At 54.3% G+C, this 23,408-nt stretch carries 21 protein-coding genes; 10 read left to right on the plus strand and 11 right to left on the minus strand.

What is annotated here, in order from left to right; translation table 11 throughout:
• Positions 1–305: 305 nt before the first annotated feature.
• Positions 306–2,678, plus strand: a complete 2,373-nt coding sequence (locus WM46_RS15960; protein ID WP_262360400.1) for an autotransporter domain-containing protein — start codon at positions 306–308, stop codon at positions 2,676–2,678.
• 48 nt (positions 2,679–2,726) lie between these two features.
• Here the strand turns inward: WM46_RS15960 and yghX are convergent, their stop codons facing one another.
• Positions 2,727–3,614: a YghX family hydrolase gene (gene yghX, locus WM46_RS15965; protein WP_061076297.1), complete on the minus strand. Its 888-nt coding sequence runs from the start codon at positions 3,612–3,614 to the stop codon at positions 2,727–2,729.
• Positions 3,615–3,695: 81 nt separating this feature from the next.
• Between yghX and WM46_RS15970 the strand changes: the two genes are divergently transcribed.
• Complete coding sequence (locus WM46_RS15970; protein ID WP_061076296.1) at positions 3,696–4,736, plus strand: aldo/keto reductase; 1,041 nt, start codon at positions 3,696–3,698, stop codon at positions 4,734–4,736.
• A gap of 43 nt (positions 4,737–4,779) precedes the next feature.
• On the opposite strand, the gene WM46_RS15975 is transcribed toward WM46_RS15970, so the two are convergent.
• Positions 4,780–5,274 (minus strand): TIGR00645 family protein, encoded by a 495-nt coding sequence (locus WM46_RS15975; protein ID WP_061076295.1) that lies wholly within the window; start codon positions 5,272–5,274, stop codon positions 4,780–4,782.
• Positions 5,275–5,345: 71 nt separating this feature from the next.
• A complete protein-coding gene (locus WM46_RS15980; protein WP_061076294.1) occupies positions 5,346–5,849 on the minus strand; it encodes an ESA_00282 family adhesion-associated protein in 504 nt (167 codons plus the stop codon).
• Positions 5,850–5,953: 104 nt separating this feature from the next.
• On the opposite strand from WM46_RS15980, the gene WM46_RS15985 reads away from it, so the two are divergent.
• Together WM46_RS15985 and WM46_RS15990 are read left to right on the plus strand one after the other, a co-directional pair.
• Positions 5,954–6,361, plus strand: coding sequence for a hypothetical protein (locus WM46_RS15985; protein ID WP_102602802.1), 408 nt, complete (start codon positions 5,954–5,956; stop codon positions 6,359–6,361).
• A complete protein-coding gene (locus WM46_RS15990; RefSeq protein WP_102603842.1) occupies positions 6,361–6,792 on the plus strand; it encodes a cytoplasmic protein in 432 nt (143 codons plus the stop codon). The genes WM46_RS15985 and WM46_RS15990 overlap by 1 nt, the downstream gene beginning before the upstream one ends.
• A gap of 64 nt (positions 6,793–6,856) precedes the next feature.
• Here the strand turns inward: WM46_RS15990 and exbD are convergent, their stop codons facing one another.
• Complete coding sequence (gene exbD / locus WM46_RS15995) at positions 6,857–7,282, minus strand: TonB system transport protein ExbD (RefSeq protein WP_042324207.1); 426 nt, start codon at positions 7,280–7,282, stop codon at positions 6,857–6,859.
• Between the two features lie 6 nt (positions 7,283–7,288).
• Positions 7,289–8,023: a tol-pal system-associated acyl-CoA thioesterase gene (gene exbB / locus WM46_RS16000; protein WP_042324209.1), complete on the minus strand. Its 735-nt coding sequence runs from the start codon at positions 8,021–8,023 to the stop codon at positions 7,289–7,291.
• A 249-nt stretch (positions 8,024–8,272) separates the two neighbouring features.
• On the opposite strand from exbB, the gene metC reads away from it, so the two are divergent.
• Together metC and yghB are read left to right on the plus strand one after the other, a co-directional pair.
• Positions 8,273–9,460: a cystathionine beta-lyase gene (metC, locus tag WM46_RS16010; RefSeq protein ID WP_061076292.1), complete on the plus strand. Its 1,188-nt coding sequence runs from the start codon at positions 8,273–8,275 to the stop codon at positions 9,458–9,460.
• A 139-nt stretch (positions 9,461–9,599) separates the two neighbouring features.
• The gene (gene yghB, locus WM46_RS16015) at positions 9,600–10,259 is read left to right on the plus strand and encodes a DedA family general envelope maintenance protein YghB (protein WP_042998153.1); all 660 of its coding nucleotides are present in this window, start codon (positions 9,600–9,602) and stop codon (positions 10,257–10,259) included.
• 51 nt (positions 10,260–10,310) lie between these two features.
• Here the strand turns inward: yghB and WM46_RS16020 are convergent, their stop codons facing one another.
• Positions 10,311–11,210, minus strand: a complete 900-nt coding sequence (locus WM46_RS16020) for an AraC family transcriptional regulator (RefSeq protein ID WP_102602803.1) — start codon at positions 11,208–11,210, stop codon at positions 10,311–10,313.
• 193 nt (positions 11,211–11,403) lie between these two features.
• Here WM46_RS16020 and yqhD point away from each other — a divergent pair, with 193 nt between their 5' ends.
• Entirely contained in the window at positions 11,404–12,567 is a 1,164-nt protein-coding gene (gene yqhD / locus WM46_RS16025) for an alcohol dehydrogenase (protein ID WP_102602804.1), read from the plus strand.
• A gap of 104 nt (positions 12,568–12,671) precedes the next feature.
• Positions 12,672–13,499: a 2,5-didehydrogluconate reductase DkgA gene (dkgA, locus tag WM46_RS16030; RefSeq protein WP_061076289.1), complete on the plus strand. Its 828-nt coding sequence runs from the start codon at positions 12,672–12,674 to the stop codon at positions 13,497–13,499.
• A 47-nt stretch (positions 13,500–13,546) separates the two neighbouring features.
• On the opposite strand, the gene WM46_RS16035 is transcribed toward dkgA, so the two are convergent.
• From WM46_RS16035 to WM46_RS16055, 5 genes are all read right to left on the minus strand, one after another.
• Positions 13,547–15,718 (minus strand): YgiQ family radical SAM protein, encoded by a 2,172-nt coding sequence (locus WM46_RS16035; protein ID WP_102602805.1) that lies wholly within the window; start codon positions 15,716–15,718, stop codon positions 13,547–13,549.
• 109 nt (positions 15,719–15,827) lie between these two features.
• Complete coding sequence (gene ftsP, locus WM46_RS16040; RefSeq protein ID WP_061076286.1) at positions 15,828–17,240, minus strand: cell division protein FtsP; 1,413 nt, start codon at positions 17,238–17,240, stop codon at positions 15,828–15,830.
• 123 nt (positions 17,241–17,363) lie between these two features.
• Positions 17,364–18,101: a 1-acylglycerol-3-phosphate O-acyltransferase gene (plsC, locus tag WM46_RS16045; RefSeq protein WP_042998159.1), complete on the minus strand. Its 738-nt coding sequence runs from the start codon at positions 18,099–18,101 to the stop codon at positions 17,364–17,366.
• A gap of 276 nt (positions 18,102–18,377) precedes the next feature.
• Complete coding sequence (parC, locus tag WM46_RS16050) at positions 18,378–20,636, minus strand: DNA topoisomerase IV subunit A (protein ID WP_102602806.1); 2,259 nt, start codon at positions 20,634–20,636, stop codon at positions 18,378–18,380.
• Positions 20,637–20,766: 130 nt separating this feature from the next.
• Positions 20,767–21,159, minus strand: a complete 393-nt coding sequence (locus tag WM46_RS16055; protein ID WP_061077973.1) for a YgiW/YdeI family stress tolerance OB fold protein — start codon at positions 21,157–21,159, stop codon at positions 20,767–20,769.
• 152 nt (positions 21,160–21,311) lie between these two features.
• Here WM46_RS16055 and qseB point away from each other — a divergent pair, with 152 nt between their 5' ends.
• A complete protein-coding gene (qseB, locus tag WM46_RS16060) occupies positions 21,312–21,977 on the plus strand; it encodes a quorum sensing response regulator transcription factor QseB (protein WP_061076284.1) in 666 nt (221 codons plus the stop codon).
• A complete protein-coding gene (gene qseC, locus WM46_RS16065) occupies positions 21,968–23,317 on the plus strand; it encodes a quorum sensing histidine kinase QseC (protein ID WP_102602807.1) in 1,350 nt (449 codons plus the stop codon). The genes qseB and qseC overlap by 10 nt, the downstream gene beginning before the upstream one ends.
• Positions 23,318–23,408 lie beyond the last annotated feature (91 nt).

Genomic DNA, 23,408 nt, shown 5'->3' on the forward strand with positions numbered 1-23,408 from the left:
CAGCTTAAGATGTTTCTTAATCGCGATTATTTCCATTAAAAAGAGATCAAATTCACTCCCTACGTTTAATGGAATAAAAAATGCGCAAATTAATGAACCGCACAGTGTTGTCGCAATGTGTTTTAGTCGCTTTAGCCTCATTTAGTACTCATGCTTTAGCCTCAACCAACTCGACCTGCACTGAGGGAAATACCTCACAAACCTGTGGCTTAAGAGCGGCAACGGCCAGCGGGATTAATGTTTATCAGCAAGACACTGGCGTCACAAACGCCGTGATGGCAGACCCGACGTCCGGTTCAATTTTTATGAATGGCCATAAAAATGCGGGCGAAACCCAGTCATTAACCGTCAACGGAACCAATATGACGGGCAGTTACATTCAGGGCAGCAAAGGCGGTACGGCAAATATCACCGTCATGAACGGCGCAACCGTCGATATGATAGAAGTGGGTGATGTCGGCACCACCACCAATACCACTGTCACCGTCAATCATTCGACGCTAAATGGCGAAAATGATGCGATTTCCTACCCCAACAATAAAAATTACATGTTGGGTGCAGCGATTTATCTCGACCCGGCGGATGACGGTTATCATACTGCCAATATTGCCAATGGCAGCGTTTTGCACGGCAGCATTATGAGTGGTGGCGCGGGCGCACAAACGATATCCATGAGCGACAGCACCCTGGATAAAGGCGGTATTTACGCCGGTAGCGAAAATTCTGATACGACCATTTCACTGACCAATACAACAGTAAACGGCACCGAGAGTCGAGTAGCGTTAAATCCCGACCAGGCTGCGGACTTCCTGAACGATACGATATTTGAAGATACCAACCTTAATACGTATGGTGATATCACTGTTGCGATGTTCGGTACCACCAACACAACGCTGACGATGAGTCACAGTACCGTCACCGGTGATGTGGGGGCAGACAATGAAAATGGCACCACCCGCCTTTCTCTCACCAACAACAGCGTCATCAACGGTAATGTCATTCTGAGTGGCCAATCAAATAATAACGTTCTGGTCGATAACAGCGTCATTAATGGCGATGTAGACGCCAGTACGAACAGCGGCAATACCACCATCACTCTGCAAAATAATGCGAACGTCAACGGCGATATTACGACAGGGACAGGCAATGACACGCTGGTACTGACCAATAACTCCCACGTGAGCGGTAATGTTAACGGCGGCGACGGCAGCGATACCCTGTCTATGGACGCGGGAAGTTCTGTCTCCGGTCAAATCAGTCAGTTCGAAACGGTCAATACGACCAGTAACAACAACATCAACATCGATACAATTAACGATGCGACAACCTGGAATCTGCAAAATGGTTCAAGGCTGATCGCCAGCACCACGGGCAGCAATGCGTCCGTCAATATGAGTACCGACAGCTTTGTTGATTTTGGCACCATTACCGGTACGAACAATGCCGTCGTGGTAAGCTCGATTTCCCCTTCCTCACAGAATCAGTCAAACCTGAAGCTGGGCACTTTCACTACCACGGGCACCTCGACGCCGCAGAGCTATGCCGGCGCCTCGTTTACCAATGGACAGCAGTCCGTTGAAAACCGTAGTGGCGCCTACAACTACGACAATAGTCTGGACATTGTCGCCGCCGACACCGCACCGCAGACGAGGCTGAAAGCGGAGAATAGCCAGACCTGGAATATCCTGTTCAGCAGTTCAAAAGGATCGCTGGCAAGCGACGTTCAGGGGCTGATTGCCGGTCTGGATGCCGCTGAACAGGCGGGCCATCAGGTCGCTGACGATATCAGCAATCATATGAATCAGGTTCATCTCGCCAGCCTGTTTGGCGAACAACAGGACGGAGCGCAGGTGTGGGGCGACTTCCTGTACCAGAATGGTAACTTCAGCAACGATGTCGATTACAAGAGCATCACCCAGGGCGCACAGGGCGGCGTTGACTGGACGGCGCATCTGGATAACGGCGACAGCGTAACGGGTGGTATCGCACTGGCCTGGACCCGCAGTCGCGTGCAGGACACCAGCAACAGCGCGGATAGCTTCAAAGACACGGTTTACGGTAACTATTACAGCCTGTACGGCGGATGGCAGCAGGCGCTGAACGGTAAGGACTGGGGTCTGTTTGCCGATGGCAGCTTTAGCTACGGTGACATGCGTTACTCGCTGTCAGCCAACAATGTGACCGGCGATACCAGCGGTATGACCGAAGCGCTGAGCGGGTCGACCGATGGCAGCCTGTATATGGCGCAAGGCCGCACCGGCGTCAATATCCTGCTGCCAGGCGACACGCTGCTGCAACCCTATGCCACACTGGGTTGGGATCAAACCAAAGCCGATGGTTTCTCCGACCAGCAGATTACGTTCTCTGACAGTCAGGTTTCCTCCTGGAACGGCGGCGCGGGTATTCGTCTGACGACAGCGATTCGCGATCTGAATAAGAACGTGCAGGTCATGCCGTGGATCGACGCACGCTTCCAGAAAGAGTTCAGTGATGATACCGACATCAAGGCAGCGGACTATCACAACACTGCGGGCCATAACAACACAATGGGCATCTTTGGCGCGGGCATCAACGCGACCATCGCACATCACTTCGTGGTGAATACCGGTATCTATGTAGGAACAGGTGACGTGGATAACGATGCCAGTGTGCAGGCAGGGATGAGCTACAGCTTCTAAGCGAGACAGAGTGCCCGGCGGTGCTACGCCTGCCGGGCACTTTTTCAGTTAGTTCAAATATTTATCAAACCATTCCAGTGTCCGCTTCCACGCTAATTCGGCGGCAGCCTCGTCATAACGTGGTGTGGAATCATTATGAAATCCGTGGTTTACCCCGGGATAGACCCAGGCTTCATAGACCTTATTGTTGGCCTTCAACGCGGCTTCATAGGCGGGCCAGCCTTCATTGATATTTTTATCCAGCGCCGCGTAATGCAGCAGTATCGGCGCTTTTATCTTCGGCACATCCGCAGCGGCAGGCTGGCGGCCATAAAACGGCACCGCACACGCCAGTTCCGGATAGGCCACGGCAGCGGCATTTGAGACTCCGCCGCCGTAACAAAATCCGGTGATCCCCACTTTGCCGCTGGCGTCCGGGTGTTGTTTCATAAACTCGACGGCAGCGAAAAAGTCATTCATCAGCTTTGTCGGATCCACTTTCTGCTGCAAGACCTTCCCTTCTTCATCGTTTCCAGGATACCCGCCCACCGAGCTTAAACCGTCGGGCGCCAACGCAATGTAACCTGCTTTTGCTACCCGCCTTGCGACATCTTCAATATAGGGATTCAGCCCCCGGTTCTCATGCACCACCACCACGGCGGGGACCTTGCCCGTTGTGTTGGCCGGTTTCACCAGATAGCCGCGCACGCTGCCATGGCCGTTTGGCGACGGATAGTGAATATATTCAGGCAAAATATCGGGATCGGTAAATTTCACCTGTTCCGCCAGCGCATAGTTGGGCTTGAGCATATTGAACAGCGCCAGCGCCGTCACCCCGCCAACGGCGTACTTTGCCGCGAGATTGAGGAACTCCCGTTTTGAGATTTTCCCGTGTGCGTAGTAGTCATAATAATCGAGTAATTCTTGCGGAAAATCTTTGGCTGTCAGACGCGTCATCGCATATCTCCGGGATTTGTGATTTTATAAGCATAGAATGAAAACGCTGTTTCGAAAATTCATCACAAGAAAGGAGACATCATGTCCTGGAACGCCTCCCCTGACCGCTATGAGAATATGCAGTACCGCTACTGCGGTAAAAGCGGCCTCCGACTGCCTGCGCTATCGCTCGGTCTGTGGCACAGCTTCGGTCACGTCCAAGCCCTCGACTCGCAGCGCGCGCTGCTGCGAAAAGCCTTTGATTTAGGCATCACTCACTTTGACTTAGCCAACAACTACGGGCCGCCTCCGGGCAGCGCGGAAGAAAACTTTGGTCGCCTGCTACGCAAAGACTTTGCTGCCTGGCGCGATGAGCTGATCATTTCGACCAAAGCCGGTTATGACATGTGGCCAGGTCCTTATGGCTCCGGCGGCTCGCGTAAATATCTGCTCGCCAGTCTCGATCAAAGCCTGAAGCGAATGGGTCTGGATTACGTCGATATTTTCTATTCTCATCGCGTGGATGAAAACACGCCGATGGAAGAGACGGCCTCCGCACTGGCGCACGCCGTGCAAAGCGGGAAGGCGCTGTATGTTGGCATTTCGTCATACTCGCCGGAACGGACGCAAAAAATGGCAGAGCTTTTACGCGAGTGGAAGATCCCGCTGCTAATCCATCAGCCTTCTTACAACCTGCTGAACCGCTGGGTGGATAAAAGCGGTTTACTGGATACGTTGAAAGCCAACGGCGTGGGCTGCATCGCCTTTACGCCACTGGCGCAGGGATTGCTCACCGGGAAGTATTTGAACGGTATCCCGGACGGCTCACGTATGCAGCGCGAAGGGAAGAAAGTGCGGGGTCTGACAGAGAATATGCTGACGGAAGCTAACCTCAGCAGTCTGCGTTTACTGAATGAGATGGCGCAGCAGCGCGGTCAGTCAATGGCGCAAATGGCGCTTAGCTGGCTGCTGAAAGACGATCGCGTCACTTCCGTGCTGATTGGCGCGAGCCGTCCGGAGCAACTGGAAGAAAACGTTCAGGCGTTGAAAAATCTGTCGTTCACCGCAGAAGAGCTGACACAGATTGATAAGCATGTCGCTGACGGCCAACTGAACCTCTGGCAGGCATCGTCCGATAAGTAACGTTCAGCGCCGGGTAGCGACAACGGCTGCCCGGCCTGTTCTGTCAATGCTTATGGCGAGTTAACCGGTCAAGATAGCCCATCACAAACGCCGACAAGACGAAAGTGAGATGGATAATGACGTACCACATCAGCTTGTTATCCGGCACGTTTTTCGCATCCATAAATACCCGCAACAGATGAATGGAAGAGATGGCGACAATCGAGGCCGCAACTTTGTTTTTCAGTGAGGTCGCATCCATCTTCCCCAGCCAGTTCAGCTTTTCCCGTCCCTCAGCGATATCGAGCTGCGAGACGAAATTCTCATAGCCGGAAAACATCACCATCACCAGCAGTCCCCCGACCAGCGTCATATCCACCAGCGACAGCAGCACCAGAATCAGGTCAGCTTCTGCCATCGAAAAGATATTGGGCAGAACATGAAAAATTTCCTGAAAGAATTTTAGCGCCAGCGCAACCAGCGCCAGCGACAAACCAAAGTAGACCGGGGCCAGCAGCCAGCGAGACGCATACATAACGTTTTCGAGAAAGCGTTCCATAAATTCCTGTGATGTAGCAAAAACCGGGCGACAGTATATCCCAACAGTGCAACATCAGATCAACATCCCCCTCAAACTTCGTCGGGATTGATCCACGGGCGCTGATACTCGGGCCACACCAGTGCCACCAGCGACGGATACGCCTCGACGCTAAACTCCCGAAAGCACTGGCGTAAGTTCAATACATCGAGATCGGAATGGGGGACTTTTTCGCCGTTGAGACAGCGTTTTTTTATCGTGTCGTAGTATTTATACACCGCTGAATTGAGATCGCTGCAGCGTCGCTGGGCGTCAAACAGTCCTGGCGTGTCATTCAATTGCGCCATCGTCATGCGTTTTATTGTTGCGTGAAGGAAATCAATATATTCGTGATTGACGCGCCAGTACCATACCGGTGTAATAGCATTCATCAGCGCGGAAAAATGGTCCTCCCCCTCTTCTTTAGTCAGCGGTATTGATTGAGTCGCAGAGGCCAGTTCTTCAGCGTTGCGCGGTTTATTAAACTCGCGCATTAATAAAAGCACGCCGCCGGTCAGCAATAGCAAGGTAATGACAGAGTAAAAAATACTGTTCATAGAATGACTCCATTTTTTTTGATTCTAAAATTACCCCATGTTATTGTCAACGCGACCTGCCAAATAAAAATAACTATACATTTGATATTAAAGGATATTGTGACATGCTGCCCGAGCACCTTGTCCCACCGCGTTTTCATCTGTCATCCTCAGGTCAGACGGAAGAAACAGCTGAAAATAATGATAATTTCACTCAGGGAAAAACAACCCTCAGCGATTACGAGGCCGATATCTTAATTAGCACAACCGCCACCGGACAATCTAAAAATATCCTGCTCGAAGAACGTGACCGTCATTTTAAAGAACGTCTTGAGCGAGTGGCAAAAATTGAGACTTTCGCTCGGGTTATTAATGCATTACAGGCTGAAGGCGATATCGATGCCCAGACCTTAAGTAAAATAATCTCTGAAATGACCACGCATATAAATGAAAACGGCAACGAAATTTGGCTTAATTTAATTACCCGGGAGAAAGACTCGCCCCTTTTCTATTCTCTGGACGACGAACAATGATTAAAGATGTTGAAGATAACAATGTCTATTTGACTTTGGATGAGAATAAAAGCGATCAATTTATCTTAAAGCAGAATCTTGCCGCGCTCATTGCCAATAAAAATGCGGTCCTCGAAAGCGTAGCGCAAGAAGTGACTTCTATTCCTGCGGCGCTGGTTCGTCTGAAATGGCAGAACCGGCGTGAAATTTACGCGCTTCAGGTGAAGGAAGAGATTTATGGCGCGACGATCAACGCCATTATCAAACAGAACCCGGCGCTGGGTGATAAAATTATGGCGCGACTGGAGAGCACCTGGCAGCATTTGCTGGCTCGTGAGACCGCTACGCTGCGACTGACGCGTAAACTGGCCGAAGGAAATACCCGCACGATTACCATCACCAGCGTTGCGCTCAATGAACACCAGGTACAAACCCGGCGCGACGGGCAATAAAAAAGCCGGGCAGCGATAACGCCTTACCCGGCTTTTCTTCTCATTGTGCCCGTGGCGACAACGATTATTTCGCTTTCGCGACCTCTTCGCCGACCAGACCGATCTTCAGATAACCCGCCTGATGCAGCGTGTCCATCACCTTCATCAGGGTTTCATAGTCGACGGTTTTATCCGCACGGAAGAAGATCGTGGTGTCTTTCTTCCCTTCGGTCAGCGCGTTCAGTTCTGCCACCATGGTCTCGTCCGTCACCGGATCGTTACCAATAAACATGCTGTTGTCCGCTTTGACCGACAGATACACCGGTTTTTCCGGGCGCGGTTGCGGCGTACTGGAGGACGCAGGCAGATTGACCTTCACATCCACAGTTGCCAGCGGCGCAGCCACCATAAAGATGATCAGCAGTACCAGCATAACGTCGATGAACGGCGTCACGTTGATTTCATGCATTTCACCGTTATCGTCCAGATTTTCATTAAGACGCATTGCCATGAAACATTACCCTACACGTAATTTCTGCGCGGTACGCACCGGATGGGCAGATGCGCTTGCATCCAGATCCAGGTCGCGGCTTTGCAGTAACAGCACCTGTGCTGCCACATCGCCCAGCATCGCTTTAAGACCGCCAATCTGACGGGCAAAGATGTTATAGATAACCACTGCAGGAATGGCCGCAACCAGACCGATAGCTGTCGCCAACAGTGCTTCTGCAATGCCGGGGGCGACGACGGCGAGGTTAGTGGTCTGCGTTTGCGCAATCCCAATGAAGCTGTTCATGATGCCCCAGACCGTACCGAACAGGCCGACAAACGGTGAAATCGCCCCAATGGTCGCCAGGTAGCCATTTCCGCGTCCCATATGACGTCCCGCCGCCGCAACGCGACGCTCCAGACGAAAACCGGTACGCTCTTTAATCCCTTCGTTGTCTTCACTGCCCTGAGACAGTTCCAGTTCGTTCTGCGCTTCATTGAGCAATTGGGTGCTTAAGCTTTTGGCACCAAAGTTTGCTGCAATATCGCTTGCCTGATCCAGAGAGCGGGCTTCCGCCAACAGTTGTTGTTCGCGCTTAAGCCGACGCTTCTGGGAGAAGAACTCCACGCTCTTACTGAAGAAGATAGCCCAGGTGACCACTGACGCCAGAATCAGACCAATCATCACGCACTTAACCACGATATCGGCGTGCTGATACATACCCCAGACGGAAAGATCCGTCTGCATCAAATTATTACCCACTCTGTATCTCCAGGACGCAAATCACAAATTCTGAGCGTAATAATATCAAAACGACGTCGAATTGATAGTCGTTCTCATTACTATTTACATAGTGCCGCACCTTTGGTTTCTTTTCCTTGCGCTTACGCAGTAAAACGTCACGGGAGGCGATTTTGATAAAATATTGTGCTTTATCCCGTTCCTGAGGATGCGCATTTTTCCATTCGTGATAGTTTAGACGTCCAGACGTATAAAAACAGGAAACACAACATGGCAGATAAACAACTGGACACCCGACTGGTCGGCGCAGGGCGCAGTAAAAAATACACGCTGGGCTCGGTGAATAGTGTGATTCAGCGCGCTTCTTCGCTGGTTTTTGAAACGGTCGAAGCCAAAAAGCACGCCACCCGCAACCGCGCCAACGGCGAACTCTTTTACGGACGTCGCGGCACATTAACCCATTTCTCGCTGCAGGAAGCGATGTGCGAACTCGAAGGCGGCGCGGGCTGTGCGCTGTTCCCCTGCGGCGCGGCGGCCGTCGCCAATACGATTCTGGCTTTTGTCGAACAGGGCGATCACGTGCTGATGACCAATACGGCCTATGAGCCGAGCCAGGATTTCTGCACCAAAATCCTCGGCAAACTGGGAGTGACGACTGGCTGGTTCGATCCGCTGATTGGCGCTGACATTGTTAAACATCTTCAGCCCAACACCAAAGTCGTGTTCCTCGAGTCTCCGGGATCCGTGACCATGGAAGTCCACGACGTCCCGGCAATTGTCGCCGCTGTCAGACGCGTTGTGCCGGACGCCATCATTATGATCGATAACACCTGGGCGGCAGGCATATTGTTTAAAGCCCTCGACTTCGGCGTTGATATCTCGATTCAGGCCGGGACTAAGTACCTGATTGGTCACTCGGATGCCATGGTCGGCACTGCCGTTTCGAACGCCCGCTGCTGGGATCAATTGCGTGAGAATGCCTATCTGATGGGACAAATGGTCGATGCCGATACGGCCTATATGACCAGCCGCGGGCTGCGCACCCTGGGCGTGCGTCTGCGCCAGCATCATGAAAGCAGTCTGAAGATTGCCGAATGGCTGGCAGCCCATCCGCAGGTCGCACGGGTCAATCATCCGGCGTTACCAGGCAGTAAAGGACACGAATTCTGGAAACGTGACTTTACGGGGAGCAGCGGCCTGTTCTCATTTGTGCTGAATAAAAAGCTCAATAATGACGAGCTGTCCGCTTATCTGGATCACTTCAGCCTCTTCAGCATGGCCTATTCGTGGGGCGGTTTTGAGTCGCTGATTCTGGCCAATCAGCCTGAACAGATTGCAGAAATTCGCCCGGAAGGGGGTGTGGATTTCAGCGGCACGCTGATTCGTCTCCACATTGGTTTAGAGAATGTTGACGATCTGATGGCAGATTTAGCCGCCGGATTTTCCCGCCTCGTGTAAAATTGACGCCAATGGACATATGTGCAGACACATCGAGCGAAATTGTCTGCATTTGTTGCGCCCGGGATCAAGTCATCCGGGCCTGTTCAGGAGTACAATAGGATCATTAAGGCGTAAACGCTGTTCCACAGGAAAGTCCATGGCTGTCATTCAAGATATTATCGCTGCGCTCTGGCAACATGATTTTGCCGCGCTGGCGGACCCACATGTTGTTAGCGTCGTCTACTTTGTGATGTTCGCCACGCTGTTTTTAGAGAATGGCCTGTTACCGGCCTCATTTTTACCCGGCGACAGCCTGCTGCTCTTAGCGGGCGCATTGGTCGCGCAGGGCGTCATGAGCTTTGTCCCTACCCTGCTGATCCTGACGACGGCGGCCAGTCTCGGCTGTTGGCTCAGTTATATTCAGGGACGCTGGCTGGGCAACACGCGAACGGTAAAAGGCTGGCTGGCGCAACTTCCGGCGAAATACCACCAGCGCGCGACCTGCATGTTTGACCGTCACGGTCTGCTGGCGCTGCTGGCGGGACGTTTTCTGGCGTTCGTGCGCACGCTGCTGCCCACCATGGCGGGGATTTCCGGACTCTCTAACCGCCGCTTTCAGTTTTTCAACTGGCTGAGCGGTCTGCTATGGGTCGGCGTGGTCACCAGCTTTGGCTACGCACTCAGCATGATCCCGTTTGTGAAGCGCCATGAAGATCAGGTCATGACCTTCCTGATGATCCTGCCCATTTTTCTGCTGGCAGCGGGGTTGATCGGCACGGTGGTGGTGGTGATTAAGAAGAAATACTGCAGCGCCTGATCTGCATTCAGCCGGATGACGCGTCGCTCATCCGGCTGACTCGCAATAACGTTAACTCCCCTGCATGGTGCGGATCCGCGCCGCATCTTCTCCCGGCGTCACACCGAAATAGCGTTTAAATTCACGACTGAACTGCGACGCGCTTTCATAACCCACCCGCATTGCCGCCGCACTGGCCTTCATGCCGTCGTGAATCATCATCATCCGCGCTTTATGTAACCGATAGGTTTTCAGGTACTGCAACGGCGATGTGCTGGTCACTGACTTAAAATTATGGTGGAACGCAGAGACGCTCATGTTGGCTTCGGCCGCCAGTTGCTCGACGTTGAGGTTTTCGGTGTACTTATTTTCAATGCGCTTGAGCACGCGACTAATCAGGCTGAAATGGGTCTGACGACTCACCAGCGCCAGCAGCGCGCCACCGCGCGGCCCGGTCAGCACGTGATAGAGGATTTCACGGATAATCTGTTTACCGAGAATCCGCGCGTCCAGCGGTCGCTCCATAACGTCGAGCAGACGTTCTGCCGCGCAGAGGATCTCCTCAGAGAGCGTGGCGGAGTTGATCCCGCTTGCCGCCATCGACGGCTGAAAATGTTCGTCCTCGCCAATATCCATCAGCAGTTCCTGCAATTGCAGGATATCGACATTGATGCGAAATCCGGCGAGCGGTACGTCCGGTGTCGCATAAGTTTCACATTCGAAGGGTAAAGGTACGGTTAGCAGCAGGTATTCATTGGCGTCGTAACGGAAAACCCGCTCATTGATGTAACCGATTTTATGGCCGGAAAAGAGAAATATGATGCCGGGGTCGTACATCACGGGTGTCCGTAAACCCGGTTCTGTACCATACAGCAGACGGATGTCCGGCAGCAGCTCACTGAGCTTATGTTCATTGCTTTTCAACTGCTTAACTTTATCTGTCAGCAGTAAACAGATCTCTTCGCGGTTCATAACGGGTTATTTTCTCAACGGATGACGACGCCTTGATTGTGCGCAAATTTATCGCTTTTCTCCAGCACTCTGGAGAAATGGGCAAGACATTGGCAGAAATGAGCATTGAGAGGATAGCCGCGCACGACCACAATGTTCTCCATCCGGCAGACCCACCTGCCCTCTTTTTTTTACCCACATAAGGGAACGAGCAATGAATAACTTTAATCTGCATACCCCGACCCGCATTCTGTTTGGTAAAGGCGCAATCGCTGAACTGCGCGCACAAATCCCACAGGACGCACGCGTGCTGATCACCTATGGCGGCGGCAGCGTGAAAAAAACTGGCGTACTGGCGCAGGTACAGGATGCGCTGAAAGGGATGGACGTGCGTGAATTTGGCGGCATCGAACCTAACCCGTCGTATGAAACGCTGATGAAGGCAGTCAACATCGCCCGTGAAGAGAACATTACCTTCCTGCTGGCTGTCGGCGGGGGTTCTGTTCTTGATGGTACCAAATTCATCGCCGCTGCTGCCCACTATGCGGATGGCGTTGACCCGTGGCACATCCTGCAGACCAGCGGTAGCGATATCAAAAGCGCCATCCCGATGGGCTCTGTGCTGACGCTACCGGCGACCGGTTCTGAATCCAACAAAGGCGCGGTTATCTCGCGTAAAACCACTGGTGACAAACAGGCCTTCCATTCCGCGCATGTGCAGCCAGTCTTTGCGGTACTGGATCCGGTTTACACCTACACCCTGCCGCCGCGCCAGGTGGCGAACGGCGTGGTTGATGCGTTTGTGCATACCGTTGAACAGTACGTCACGTATCCGGTTGATGCCAAAATTCAGGATCGCTTCGCGGAAGGCATTCTGCTGACGCTGGTGGAAGACGGCCCGAAAGCGCTGAAAGACCCGGAAAACTACAATGTTCGCGCCAACGTCATGTGGGCAGCTACTCAGGCACTGAACGGCCTGATTGGTGCAGGCGTGCCGCAGGACTGGGCGACCCATATGCTGGGTCACGAATTGACGGCGATGCACGGCCTGGATCACGCTCAGACGCTGGCGGTCGTTCTGCCCGCGCTATGGAATGAAAAACGCGATACCAAACGCGAAAAACTGCTGCAATATGCTGAGCGAGTATGGAACATCACCGACGGTTCTGAAGATGAGCGTATCGATGCCGCCATTGCAGCCACCCGCAATTTCTTCGAGCAACTGGGCGTCCCGACTCGCCTGTCAGGCTATGGCCTTGACGGCAGTTCAATCCCGGCCCTGCTGGCGAAACTGGAAGAGCACGGCATGACGCAACTGGGTGAGCATAAAGACATTACCCTGGACGTCAGCCGCCGCATTTACGAGGCAGCCCGCTAAGCTTTTTTCACCTCTGACTTTCGTTTTTGGGCATTTCGTCCAGACTTAAGTCACCTTACATCACCGGAGTCCCCCTCCGGTGATGAGCACATGAAGGAGGAAAAATGGCAAACCAAACCGTAATTAAGCTTCAGGATGGCAACGTAATGCCCCAACTGGGGTTAGGCGTATGGAAAGCCGGTAACGACGAGGTCGTCTCCGCCATTCATAAAGCACTGGAAGTCGGCTATCGGTCCATAGATACCGCCGCCGCATACAAAAATGAAGACGGCGTCGGCAAAGCGTTAGCCAGCGCAGGTCTCCCCCGCGATGAGTTGTTCATCACCACCAAGCTGTGGAATGACGATCAGAAACGCCCCCGCGACGCGTTGATGGAGAGTCTGGAAAAACTCCAGTTGGATTATCTCGACCTGTATCTGATGCATTGGCCGGTTCCGGCAATCGATCACTATGTTTCCGCCTGGCAAGGCATGATCGAGCTGCAAAAAGAGGGGCTGATTAAGAGCATTGGTGTGTGTAATTTCCAGGTCAACCACCTCCAGCGTCTGATTGACGAAACGGGCGTCACGCCGGTGATTAACCAGATCGAACTGCATCCGTTAATGCAACAGCGCCAGCTACATGCGTGGAATGCGACGCATAAAATCCAGACGGAATCCTGGAGCCCGCTGGCACAGGGCGGCGAAGGCGTTTTCGATCAAAAAATCATTCGTGACCTGGCAGATAAGTACGGTAAGACCCCGGCACAGATTGTCATTCGCTGGCATCTGGATAACGGTCTGGTGGTGATCCCAAAATCCGTCACGCCATCGCGTATTGCCGAGAACTTCGACGTCTGGGATTTCCGTCTCGACAAAGACGAACTCGGTGAGATTGCGAAGCTCGATCAGGGCAAACGCCTGGGCCCCGACCCGGATCAGTTCGGCGGCTAATTCCCTTCACTTTTAATAAGCCCGGTGTTGACCACCGGGCAACCCCATTATCGCCCGGCGACTTTGGTACGCTTTTTGTTGGCGGCAGGCGTCTGACGTTGATGCGCTACCGGCGTGTGCTTGGTCAGCGCCGGTCGGGTATGACGATTCTGACGACGTGCTTCACGCATCTCTTCCAGCGTTGGCGCCGGTACCAGGCACTCGCGGCGTCCGCCAATCAGATGCTTTTTACCCATCTCTTCCAGCGCCTGACGGATCATCGGCCAGTTCGCCGGATCGTGGTAACGCAGCAGCGCTTTATGTAGACGACGCTGCTTATCCCCCTTCGGCACCACCACATCTTCACTTTTATAGCCAATCTTACCCAGCGGGTTTTTGCCGGTGTAATACATGGTGGTCGAGTTGGCCAGCGGCGACGGATAGAAGTTCTGCACCTGATCAAGACGGAAGCGATGTTTCTTCAACCACAGCGCCAGATTCACCATATCCTCGTCACGCGTTCCCGGATGCGCGGAGATGAAGTACGGGATCAGATACTGCTCTTTACCGGCCTGTTTCGAGTAGAGATCGAACAGCTCTTTGAAGCGGTCATAGCTGCCCATACCCGGCTTCATCATCTTCGACAGCGGCCCTTCTTCGGTATGTTCCGGCGCAATCTTCAGGTAACCGCCGACATGGTGGCTCGCCAACTCTTTGATATAGCGCGGATCTTCCACTGCGATGTCATAACGCACGCCGGAGGCGATCAGGATCTTCTTGATGCCTTTTAGATCGCGCGCACGGCGATAGAGGTTGATCGTCGGCTCATGGTTGGTATCCATATGCGGACAGATATCCGGATAAACACACGACAGGCGACGACAGGTCTGTTCTGCGCGCGGCGATTTGCAGCGCAGCATATACATGTTGGCCGTCGGACCGCCGAGATCGGAAATCACGCCGGTAAAGCCCGGTACGGTATCGCGGATCGCTTCGATCTCATTGATGATCGAATCTTCTGAACGGCTCTGAATAATGCGCCCTTCGTGTTCGGTGATCGAACAGAACGAGCAGCCACCGAAGCAGCCGCGCATGATGTTGATCGAGAAGCGGATCATCTCATAGGCGGGGATACGGCTGTTGCCGTACGCCGGATGTGGCACACGCTTATACGGCAGGGCAAAAACGCTGTCCATCTCTTCCGTTGACAGCGGGATCGCCGGCGGGTTGATCCAGATGTAGCGATCGCCATGTTTTTGCATCAGCGCGCGTGCGCAGCCTGGGTTAGTTTCATGGTGCAGGATCCGCGAAGCGTGCGCATACAGCACTTTATCGCCCTTCACTTTTTCAAAGGACGGCAGCAAAACGTAGGTTTTTTCCCACGGTTTCGGACGCGCGGGCTGCACGGTAATGGCTTTTGCTTCCTGCTTTTTCGGCGCGACCGGTTTGTTGTCGGCACACGGCAAATCTTCGCCATACGGATGCGGGATCGGGTCGATTTTTCCCGGTGTATCCAGACGCGTAGAATCAACGCCGCTCCAGCCAGGCAGCGCTTCTTTCACCATAATCGCCGTGTTACGCACATCGCGGATCTGGTCGATGGTTTCTCCCATCGCCAGACGGTGTGCCACTTCCACCAGCGGACGCTCGCCGTTGCCAAACATCAGCATGTCGGCTTTGGAATCCACCAGCACGGAACGGCGCACGGTATCAGACCAGTAATCGTAATGCGCGGTGCGGCGCAGGCTCGCTTCTATACCGCCGAGGATCACCGGCACATCTTTCCATGCCTCTTTACAGCGTTGGGTATAGACCAGCGTGGCGCGGTCCGGACGCTTGCCTGCCACGTTATCCGGGGTATAGGCATCATCATGGCGCAGGCGGCGATCGGCGGTGTAGCGGTTGATCATCGAGTCCATGTTGCCGGCGGTTACGCCGAAGAACAGATTCGGTTTGCCCAGACGCATAAAATCGTCTTTGCTGTTCCAGTCCGGCTGCGCAATGATGCCGACACGAAAGCCCTGTGCCTCCAGCATACGGCCACAAATCGCCATACCGAAACTCGGGTGATCGACATAAGCGTCGCCGGTTACCAGAATAATGTCGCAGCTATCCCAGCCAAGTTGATCCATTTCGTCGCGTGACATCGGCAAAAAAGGAGCAGGGCCAAAACAGGCCGCCCAGTACTGAGGCCAGGAGAAGAGATCTCTGTCTGGCTGGATCAGGGATATTGCGCTCATAATGCTTCCAAAAATGGTAAAAAAATAATCAAAGGCCGGCGATTATATGCCGGAACGAAAGAGAAATCGAAGGATAATCTCTCTCGCCTGTCAGCGAGAGAGAGGAGGATTATGCCGCCGGATTCACCAGAATCTGCCCAATAGAACCACGGTCCGCCATTTCCAGCGTCTGGCTGTGGAAGTAGAACGGGAAATGCGCCCAGGACGGCTGTCCGTAGTAAACCAGCAGCTCTACCTGCCCATCCACCCAGACGGTATCTTTCCAGCCACGATCTTCCGGGAACGGCATCGCACCGTTGACGTTACGCACAAGGAACGACACCCCTTCGATATGGAACGACTGCGGCATATCGGCCCGCACCGTCCAGCGCTCCCAGGAGCCCTGCTGCGCGGTGATATCAATGCGGTTGACGTCCCATAACTGGCCGTTGATACCCGGATCGTCGCCCAGACTGATATCACGACTGCGAATTGGCGTCCCGCTCATGATCTCGGTCGGCAGCAGACGCATCGGCAAGCTGTCGGTCACCAGCGGCAGAAGACCAGTTGGGCGCAACGTTAACACCAGCGTGGACACCAGAATGCTCGACGGTTCGAAGAACCCCCGGATTCGGTCGACAATGCTCGCCGCCTCGCCGCAGGTAATCGACACTTCATCACCATTGGTCATATCAACCAGAATTTCGCGGCGCTCACCGGGCGCCAGCGACAACTGTTTTACCGACACCGGCGCAGGCAAAAAGCCCTGGTCGCCGGAGATAACATGCAGCGCGCGACCGTCACTCATCTGCAACTGATAACGACGGGAGTTAGAGGCGTTCAGCAGGCGCAGGCGCACCCAGCCGCGGGACACTTCCACGTAAGGGCTTTGCACCCCGTTGACCAACAGCGTATCGCCGACAAAGCCGCCGCTGCCGGGCTCGCTGTACTCCGGCGTGCCGAAGTTATCCAGCCGCTTGTCCTGAATAATAATCGGGAAGTCATCGACGCCGTAATGGTTGGGGATCGGCAGCGATTTACTGACTTCATCTTCAACCAGCCACATCCCGGCCAGGCCGTTATAAACCTGCTGCGCGGTACGGTTCGGCGTATTGGCGTGATACCACAGCGTGGCGGCGTTCTGACGGATGGGCAGCACCGGCGCCCAGTCCGCGTTTGGCGACATCATGCGCGCCGGACCGCCCATCAGCGGACCCGGAACCTGTAAACCGGCGATAGTCATCGAGACGTTTTCCGCCAGACGGTTACTGTAGATCAGCTTAACATCATCCCCTTTCCAGACGCGGATCGTCGGCCCGAGGTAACGCCCGTTAACCCCCCAGACCGGCGCACGCGTGCCCTGGGTGAAGGACCAGTGCGAACGCTGCAACGTCATAAATAACGGCTGGCCCCGGCGGGACTCCAGTAGCGGCGGAACGGGCAGCGGCTGTTGCTGACCGGCAGCATTGGCCCTCAGCGGAACAGCACCGGCACACAGCGCGATCCCCGATGCCTGAATGAACTGACGCCGACTGAATGACATATAAGCTCCATGTAAAACTGGCTAAATTACGGGCAGGAATTCGTTTCCTGCAAAAAACTCGTCACACTCCAGGCTGCGTAACGTTATGCTCGCAGCGTGAATGAGTAAGCGTTTATCGCTGAATCACACTTTCCCGGCGGCTTCGCGCTCGGCGACTTCTTTATCGAGTTCAGCAATCTTTTGTTCCATCAACGAGCGGCAGTGCGCGGCCAGTTCACGAACCTGATCTTTACCATACTGACTGATATCCACCGGCGGCAGCATTTCCACGATCACCAGACCATTCTTCAGGCGATTCAGGTTAATTTTATTCGAGGTATTGGAAACACACACCGGAATAATCGGGACGCCAGCCGCAATCGCGGCATGAAACGCTCCGGTTTTAAACGGCAGCAGGCCACGCCCCCGGCTGCGGGTACCTTCCGGGAACATCCAGATGGAGATACGACGCTTTTTAAAATGATTCACCACTTCAGCAATCGTGCCGTGCGCTTTTGCGCGGTTATTACGGTCGATCAGCAGGTTTCCTGTCAGCCAGTAAAGCTGACCAAAAAACGGGATCCACAGCAGGCTTTTCTTCCCGACGGTCACGGTGGGCGGCTGCACGATATTCGCAGCGGTCACCATATCGTAGTTATTCTGATGGTTAGCGATATAGATAGCGTTGCCATAGCTTTCCGCATCCGCGGGTTTACGGCACTCTACCTTCAGGCCGAACAGCGGCGCCAGGCGACCAAACATGTGCCCGAAGGTCGCGACGTGTTTTGGGTTACGTGGGCTGAGCAGGCAGTAAAGAGAACCGAAAACACAAACCAGAATGGAATAGATAACGGTAATAATAAGTCGAAAAATAAATAGCATAACAACCTCTGAAGGCCTAAGAGCCCGGGATTCTACGTCACCTGCTATCAGGTTAGGGTATTGTTAATGTGGCTCTCTGGAAAACTGTATTGTTAATCGCGACTCACGAATAAACAACGGTTTTACGGGAAATTTTACTGTCATCCGGCCTGGAGGTATCGTTAAAACCGCAGGCCGGATAGGGTTTAACGCCGCCATCCGGCACGATAGTGTTGCCTGATGGCGGCGCGTTGCCTCTTATCAGGCTACTCATGGCTTCAGGCGTTTAACCACGTTTTACTCTTCGCTGTCGCCACTGCTGGCACGACGCGGCGAATCAATGTCGATGCGATCGATGCGTTGCAAACCACGCATCAATGTCCCGCGACGGCCGCGCTCGCCGGTCACTTTCTGCAATTCCTCAGGACGCAGCTTAATTTTGCGTTTCCCGACGTGAATAGTCAGCGTACTTTGCGACGGCAGAACGTAAAGCAGCGCCAGCGCATCGTCACCACGCGCGGCTTCGGCGGACGGAATGTTGATGATCTTATTCCCTTTGCCTTTCGACAACTGCGGCAGATCGCTGACCGGGAACATCAGCATACGTCCGGCCGTCGTTATCGCCAGCAGCATGTCCGTTTCATCTTCAATCACCACCGGCGGCATCACGCGGGCGTTTTCCGGCAGCGTAATGAGCGTCTTACCGGCGCGGTTGCGCGCCACCAGATCGTTGAACGTACAGACGAAACCGTAACCCGCATCGGATGCCATCAGCAGTTTCTGCTCATCGCCTTCCATCAGCATATGCTCAACGGTTGCGCCTGGCGGCAGCGTCAGTTTACCGGTCAACGGTTCGCCCTGACCGCGCGCCGACGGCAGCGTGATCGGATCAATGGCGTAACTGCGTCCGGTGGTATCGATAAACACCACCGGCTGGTTACTCTTCCCTTTCACGGCGGATTTAAAGCTGTCACCCGCTTTGTAGTTCAGTCCCTGTGCGTCGATGTCATGACCTTTGGCGCTACGCACCCAGCCCATTTGCGACAACACGATCGTCACCGGCTCAGACGGCAGCATGTCGTGTTCGCTCATCGCTTTCGCTTCTTCGCGCTCGCGCAGCGGCGAACGACGATCGTCGCCATAGGCGTCGGCGTCGGCCTGCAGCTCTTTCTTCAGCAGGGTATTCATTTTGCGTTCAGACGCGAGGATCGCCTGCAACTGATCGCGCTCTTTCGCCAGTTCATCCTGTTCACCGCGAATCTTCATCTCTTCCAGCTTGGCGAGATGACGCAATTTCAGTTCGAGGATCGCTTCGGCCTGCGTTTCAGTAATACCAAAACGCGACATCAGGGCGGGTTTAGGCTCATCTTCCGTACGGATGATCTCAATGACTTCGTCAATATTGAGAAACGCCACCAGCAAACCTTCCAGGATATGCAGGCGTTTGAGGACTTTCTCCAGGCGATAGTTCAGGCGGCGGCGCACGGTATCCCGACGGAACGCCAGCCATTCGGTGAGGATCTCCAGCAGGTTTTTCACCGCCGGGCGCCCGTCAAGACCGATCATATTGAGGTTAATGCGATAGCTCTTTTCCAGATCGGTGGTCGCAAACAGGTGGTTCATCACCTGTTCCATGTCCACGCGATTGGAACGAGGTACCACCACCAGACGGGTCGGGTTTTCGTGGTCTGACTCATCGCGTAAATCGTCTACCATCGGCAGCTTTTTATTGCGCATCTGCGCCGCGATTTGCTCCAGCACGCGCGCGCCGGAAACCTGGTGCGGCAGCGCGGTAATCACCACCGCGCCGTCTTCTTTCTTCCACACCGCGCGCATGCGCACGGAGCCGCGCCCGTTTTCATAAATTTTACGGATTTCGGCGCGCGGGGTAATGATTTCCGCTTCGGTCGGGTAGTCCGGGCCGTGGACAATATCCAGCAGCTCGTCCAGCGTCGTTTTCGGTTGCTCAATCAGGGTGATCGCGGCTTTTGCCACTTCACGCAGGTTGTGCGGCGGAATATCGGTCGCCATGCCGACCGCGATGCCGGTCGTGCCGTTAAGCAGGATGTTCGGCAGACGCGCAGGCAGCATTTTCGGTTCCTGCATCGTTCCGTCGAAGTTTGGCACCCAGTCAGCGGTTCCCTGACCGAGCTCGCTCAGCAGCAGTTCGGCGTATTTTGACAGGCGGGATTCGGTATAACGCATCGCCGCGAAGGATTTCGGATCGTCCGGTGCCCCCCAGTTCCCCTGGCCATCAACCAGCGGATAACGGTAAGAGAACGGCTGCGCCATCAGCACCATGGCCTCATAGCAGGCGCTGTCGCCGTGCGGGTGATATTTACCCAACACGTCGCCGACGGTACGGGCGGATTTTTTAAATTTGGCGCTGGCATTCAGCCCCAGCTCTGACATCGCATAGACGATGCGGCGCTGAACGGGTTTCAGACCATCACCAATAAACGGCAACGCCCTGTCCATGATGACGTACATGGAGTAATTCAGATAGGCGTTTTCCGTGAATTCATGCAGCGCAAGGCGCTCTGCCATATCGCTCATTAATCGTGATTCCTCAACTGTAAGCCCGCCAGATACCCGGTATCTTTTCAGGCAATATTGCCGCAGATACTACCTTATCTGACGCGTTGAGTCACAAAGAAAAGGGCCGCGAACGCGGCCCTGACGGGGATTATTTGCTGACTTTACTGATTTGCTTCACGTCAATCTCCACAGAGTTCCAGTCTTTGTCCACTTCACCCTGAATTTCAACGGTATCTTGCGGGGTAACCGTCACGCCGTTCCAGCGTTTGTGGTCGATATCGACATTGATAGTGCCAGTCGCATCTTTAAACAGATAGAGGTCATCGGAAATACGTTCAACGATGTTGCCGCGTAGCGTCACCCAGGTGTCATCACGCAGGGATTTCGCACTTTCTACCGTCGTGCTACTGCCGTTTGGTCCCTGGAAGCCGCCGCTCTGCGTTTGCGTCGCGGACGGGCCAGAAAAACCACCCTGCTGCGCCGCCAGAACCGGTGCGGAGCAGAGCGCCATAATGGCAACCATTGCAGCCAGTTTTTTCATGATCATGTCTCCCTTTGATGTCATTTCACATCCATTAAATACGGTAATCCTTAACGAGTTCTTAAGGCAAAAAAAAGTCTCATTTTTGCTGTACATCGCGTGCGACATCGCGGTTTACTTGCCTTTATTACGGCGAGCGCAGGGATGAAACGATGCGAATTTTACTGATTGAAGATGATGCGTTGATTGGCGACGGCATTAAAACCGGGTTGAGTAAAATGGGCTTTAGCGTCGACTGGTTTACCGAAGGTCGTCAGGGAAAAGAAGCGCTCTACAGCGCGCCTTATGATGCGGTGATCCTCGACCTCACGCTGCCGGGAATGGACGGGCGCGATATTTTGCGCGACTGGCGCGAACAGGGAAAGCGCGAGCCGGTACTGATCCTCACCGCGCGCGATGCGCTGGCCGAGCGCGTCGAAGGACTTCGTCTCGGGGCGGATGATTATCTGTGCAAGCCCTTTGCGCTGATAGAAGTCGCCGCCAGACTGGAGGCGTTGATGCGTCGCGCCAGCGGCCAGGCCAGCAGTGAATTGCGCCACGGGCGGGTGACGTTAAGTCCCGGCGATCGGGTCGCGACGCTGGCGGGCGAGCCGTTGATACTCAAGCCAAAAGAGTTCGCACTTCTGGAGTTGCTGATGCGCAATGCCGGGCGTGTGCTGCCGCGCAAGCTCATCGAAGAGAAGCTGTATAACTGGGACGAAGAGGTCACCAGCAATGCCGTTGAAGTGCACGTACACCATCTGCGGCGCAAACTGGGCAGCGATTTCATTCGCACCGTTCACGGCATCGGCTATACGCTTGGCGAGGCATCATCGTGACCCGGCGACTCAGCCTGCGCGTCAGGCTTACCCTCATCTTTCTGATTCTGGCAGCCATTACCTGGGCGGCATCGAGTTTTGTCGCGTGGAAGCAGACCACCGATAACGTTGATGAACTGTTTGACACCCAGTTGATGCTCTTCGCCAAACGCCTGATTACGCTCGATATCAATGAACTGCACGCCACTGAACGGATGGCGCATACGCCGAAGAAATTCAAGCACGGTCATGTTGATGATGATGTGCTGACCTTTGCCGTCTACACCACGGACGGCAAGATGGTGCTGCACGACGGCGATAATGGTCAGAACATCCCCTACAGCTACCGCCGGGAAGGCTTTGATGACGGCAAGTTAAATGGCGATGACGATAAATGGCGTTTTATCTGGCTGACTTCCGCCGATGGTAAGTACCGCATCGTGGTTGGTCAGGAATGGGAATACCGTGAAGATATGGCGCTGGCAATTGTAACGGCGCAACTGGTCCCCTGGCTTATCGCCCTGCCGCTGATGCTGCTGCTGTTGATTATGCTGCTGCATCGGGAACTCATGCCGCTGAAAAAGCTGGCGCAGGCGTTGCGCCTGCGCGATCCGGAATCCAGCGAGCCACTCAGTTCACACGGCGTCCCGAGTGAAGTGCGCCCGCTGGTCGAATCGCTCAATCAGCTTTTTACCCGTACCCATAAGATGATGGTGCGCGAACGCCGCTTTACCTCAGACGCCGCCCACGAACTGCGTAGTCCGTTAACCGCGCTGAAAGTTCAGACAGAGGTGGCGCAGCTTTCTGATGATGATCCGCAGGCTCGCGAGAAAGCGCTGATGCAACTCCACACGGGCATCGATCGCGCCACCCGTCTGGTTGACCAGCTGCTGACGCTTTCCCGTCTCGACTCGCTGGATAACCTGCAGGACGTCGCCACGCTCTCTCTTGAGGACGTGCTTCAGTCCGCAGTAATGGACATCTGGCAACCCGCGCAGCAGGCGCAGATTGATGTACGTTTGCAGATCAACGCCCACAATGTGACGCGCACCGGGCAACCGCTACTGCTCAGTTTGCTGGTACGCAATTTGCTGGATAACGCCATCCGCTACAGCCCGAAAGGCAGCGTGGTTGATGTCACGCTTGACGCCAGGCAGTTTACGGTCAGAGACAACGGCCCCGGCGTCACGGCAGAAGACCTGTCCCACATTGGCGAACGCTTTTATCGCCCGCCCGGGCAACACGTTACCGGTAGCGGGCTGGGCCTGTCGATTGTCCGTCGCATTGCCGCCCTGCACGGGATGGCAGTGTCGTTTGGCAATGCGCCAGACGGTGGTTTTATCGCGACAGTGAAGTGGTAATCGTCGATTATTGCGCCAGATGCAAAAGACTTTGCACATTTTGCTAATTTCACCCTGGCACCTGTTGACGTAAAATTAGCCTCAAACGCAT

Origin of the sequence: Citrobacter freundii complex sp. CFNIH2 (genome assembly GCF_002880615.1) — a bacterium.
In the GTDB taxonomy this organism is placed as follows: Bacteria; Pseudomonadota; Gammaproteobacteria; order Enterobacterales; family Enterobacteriaceae; genus Citrobacter_A; species Citrobacter_A amalonaticus_F.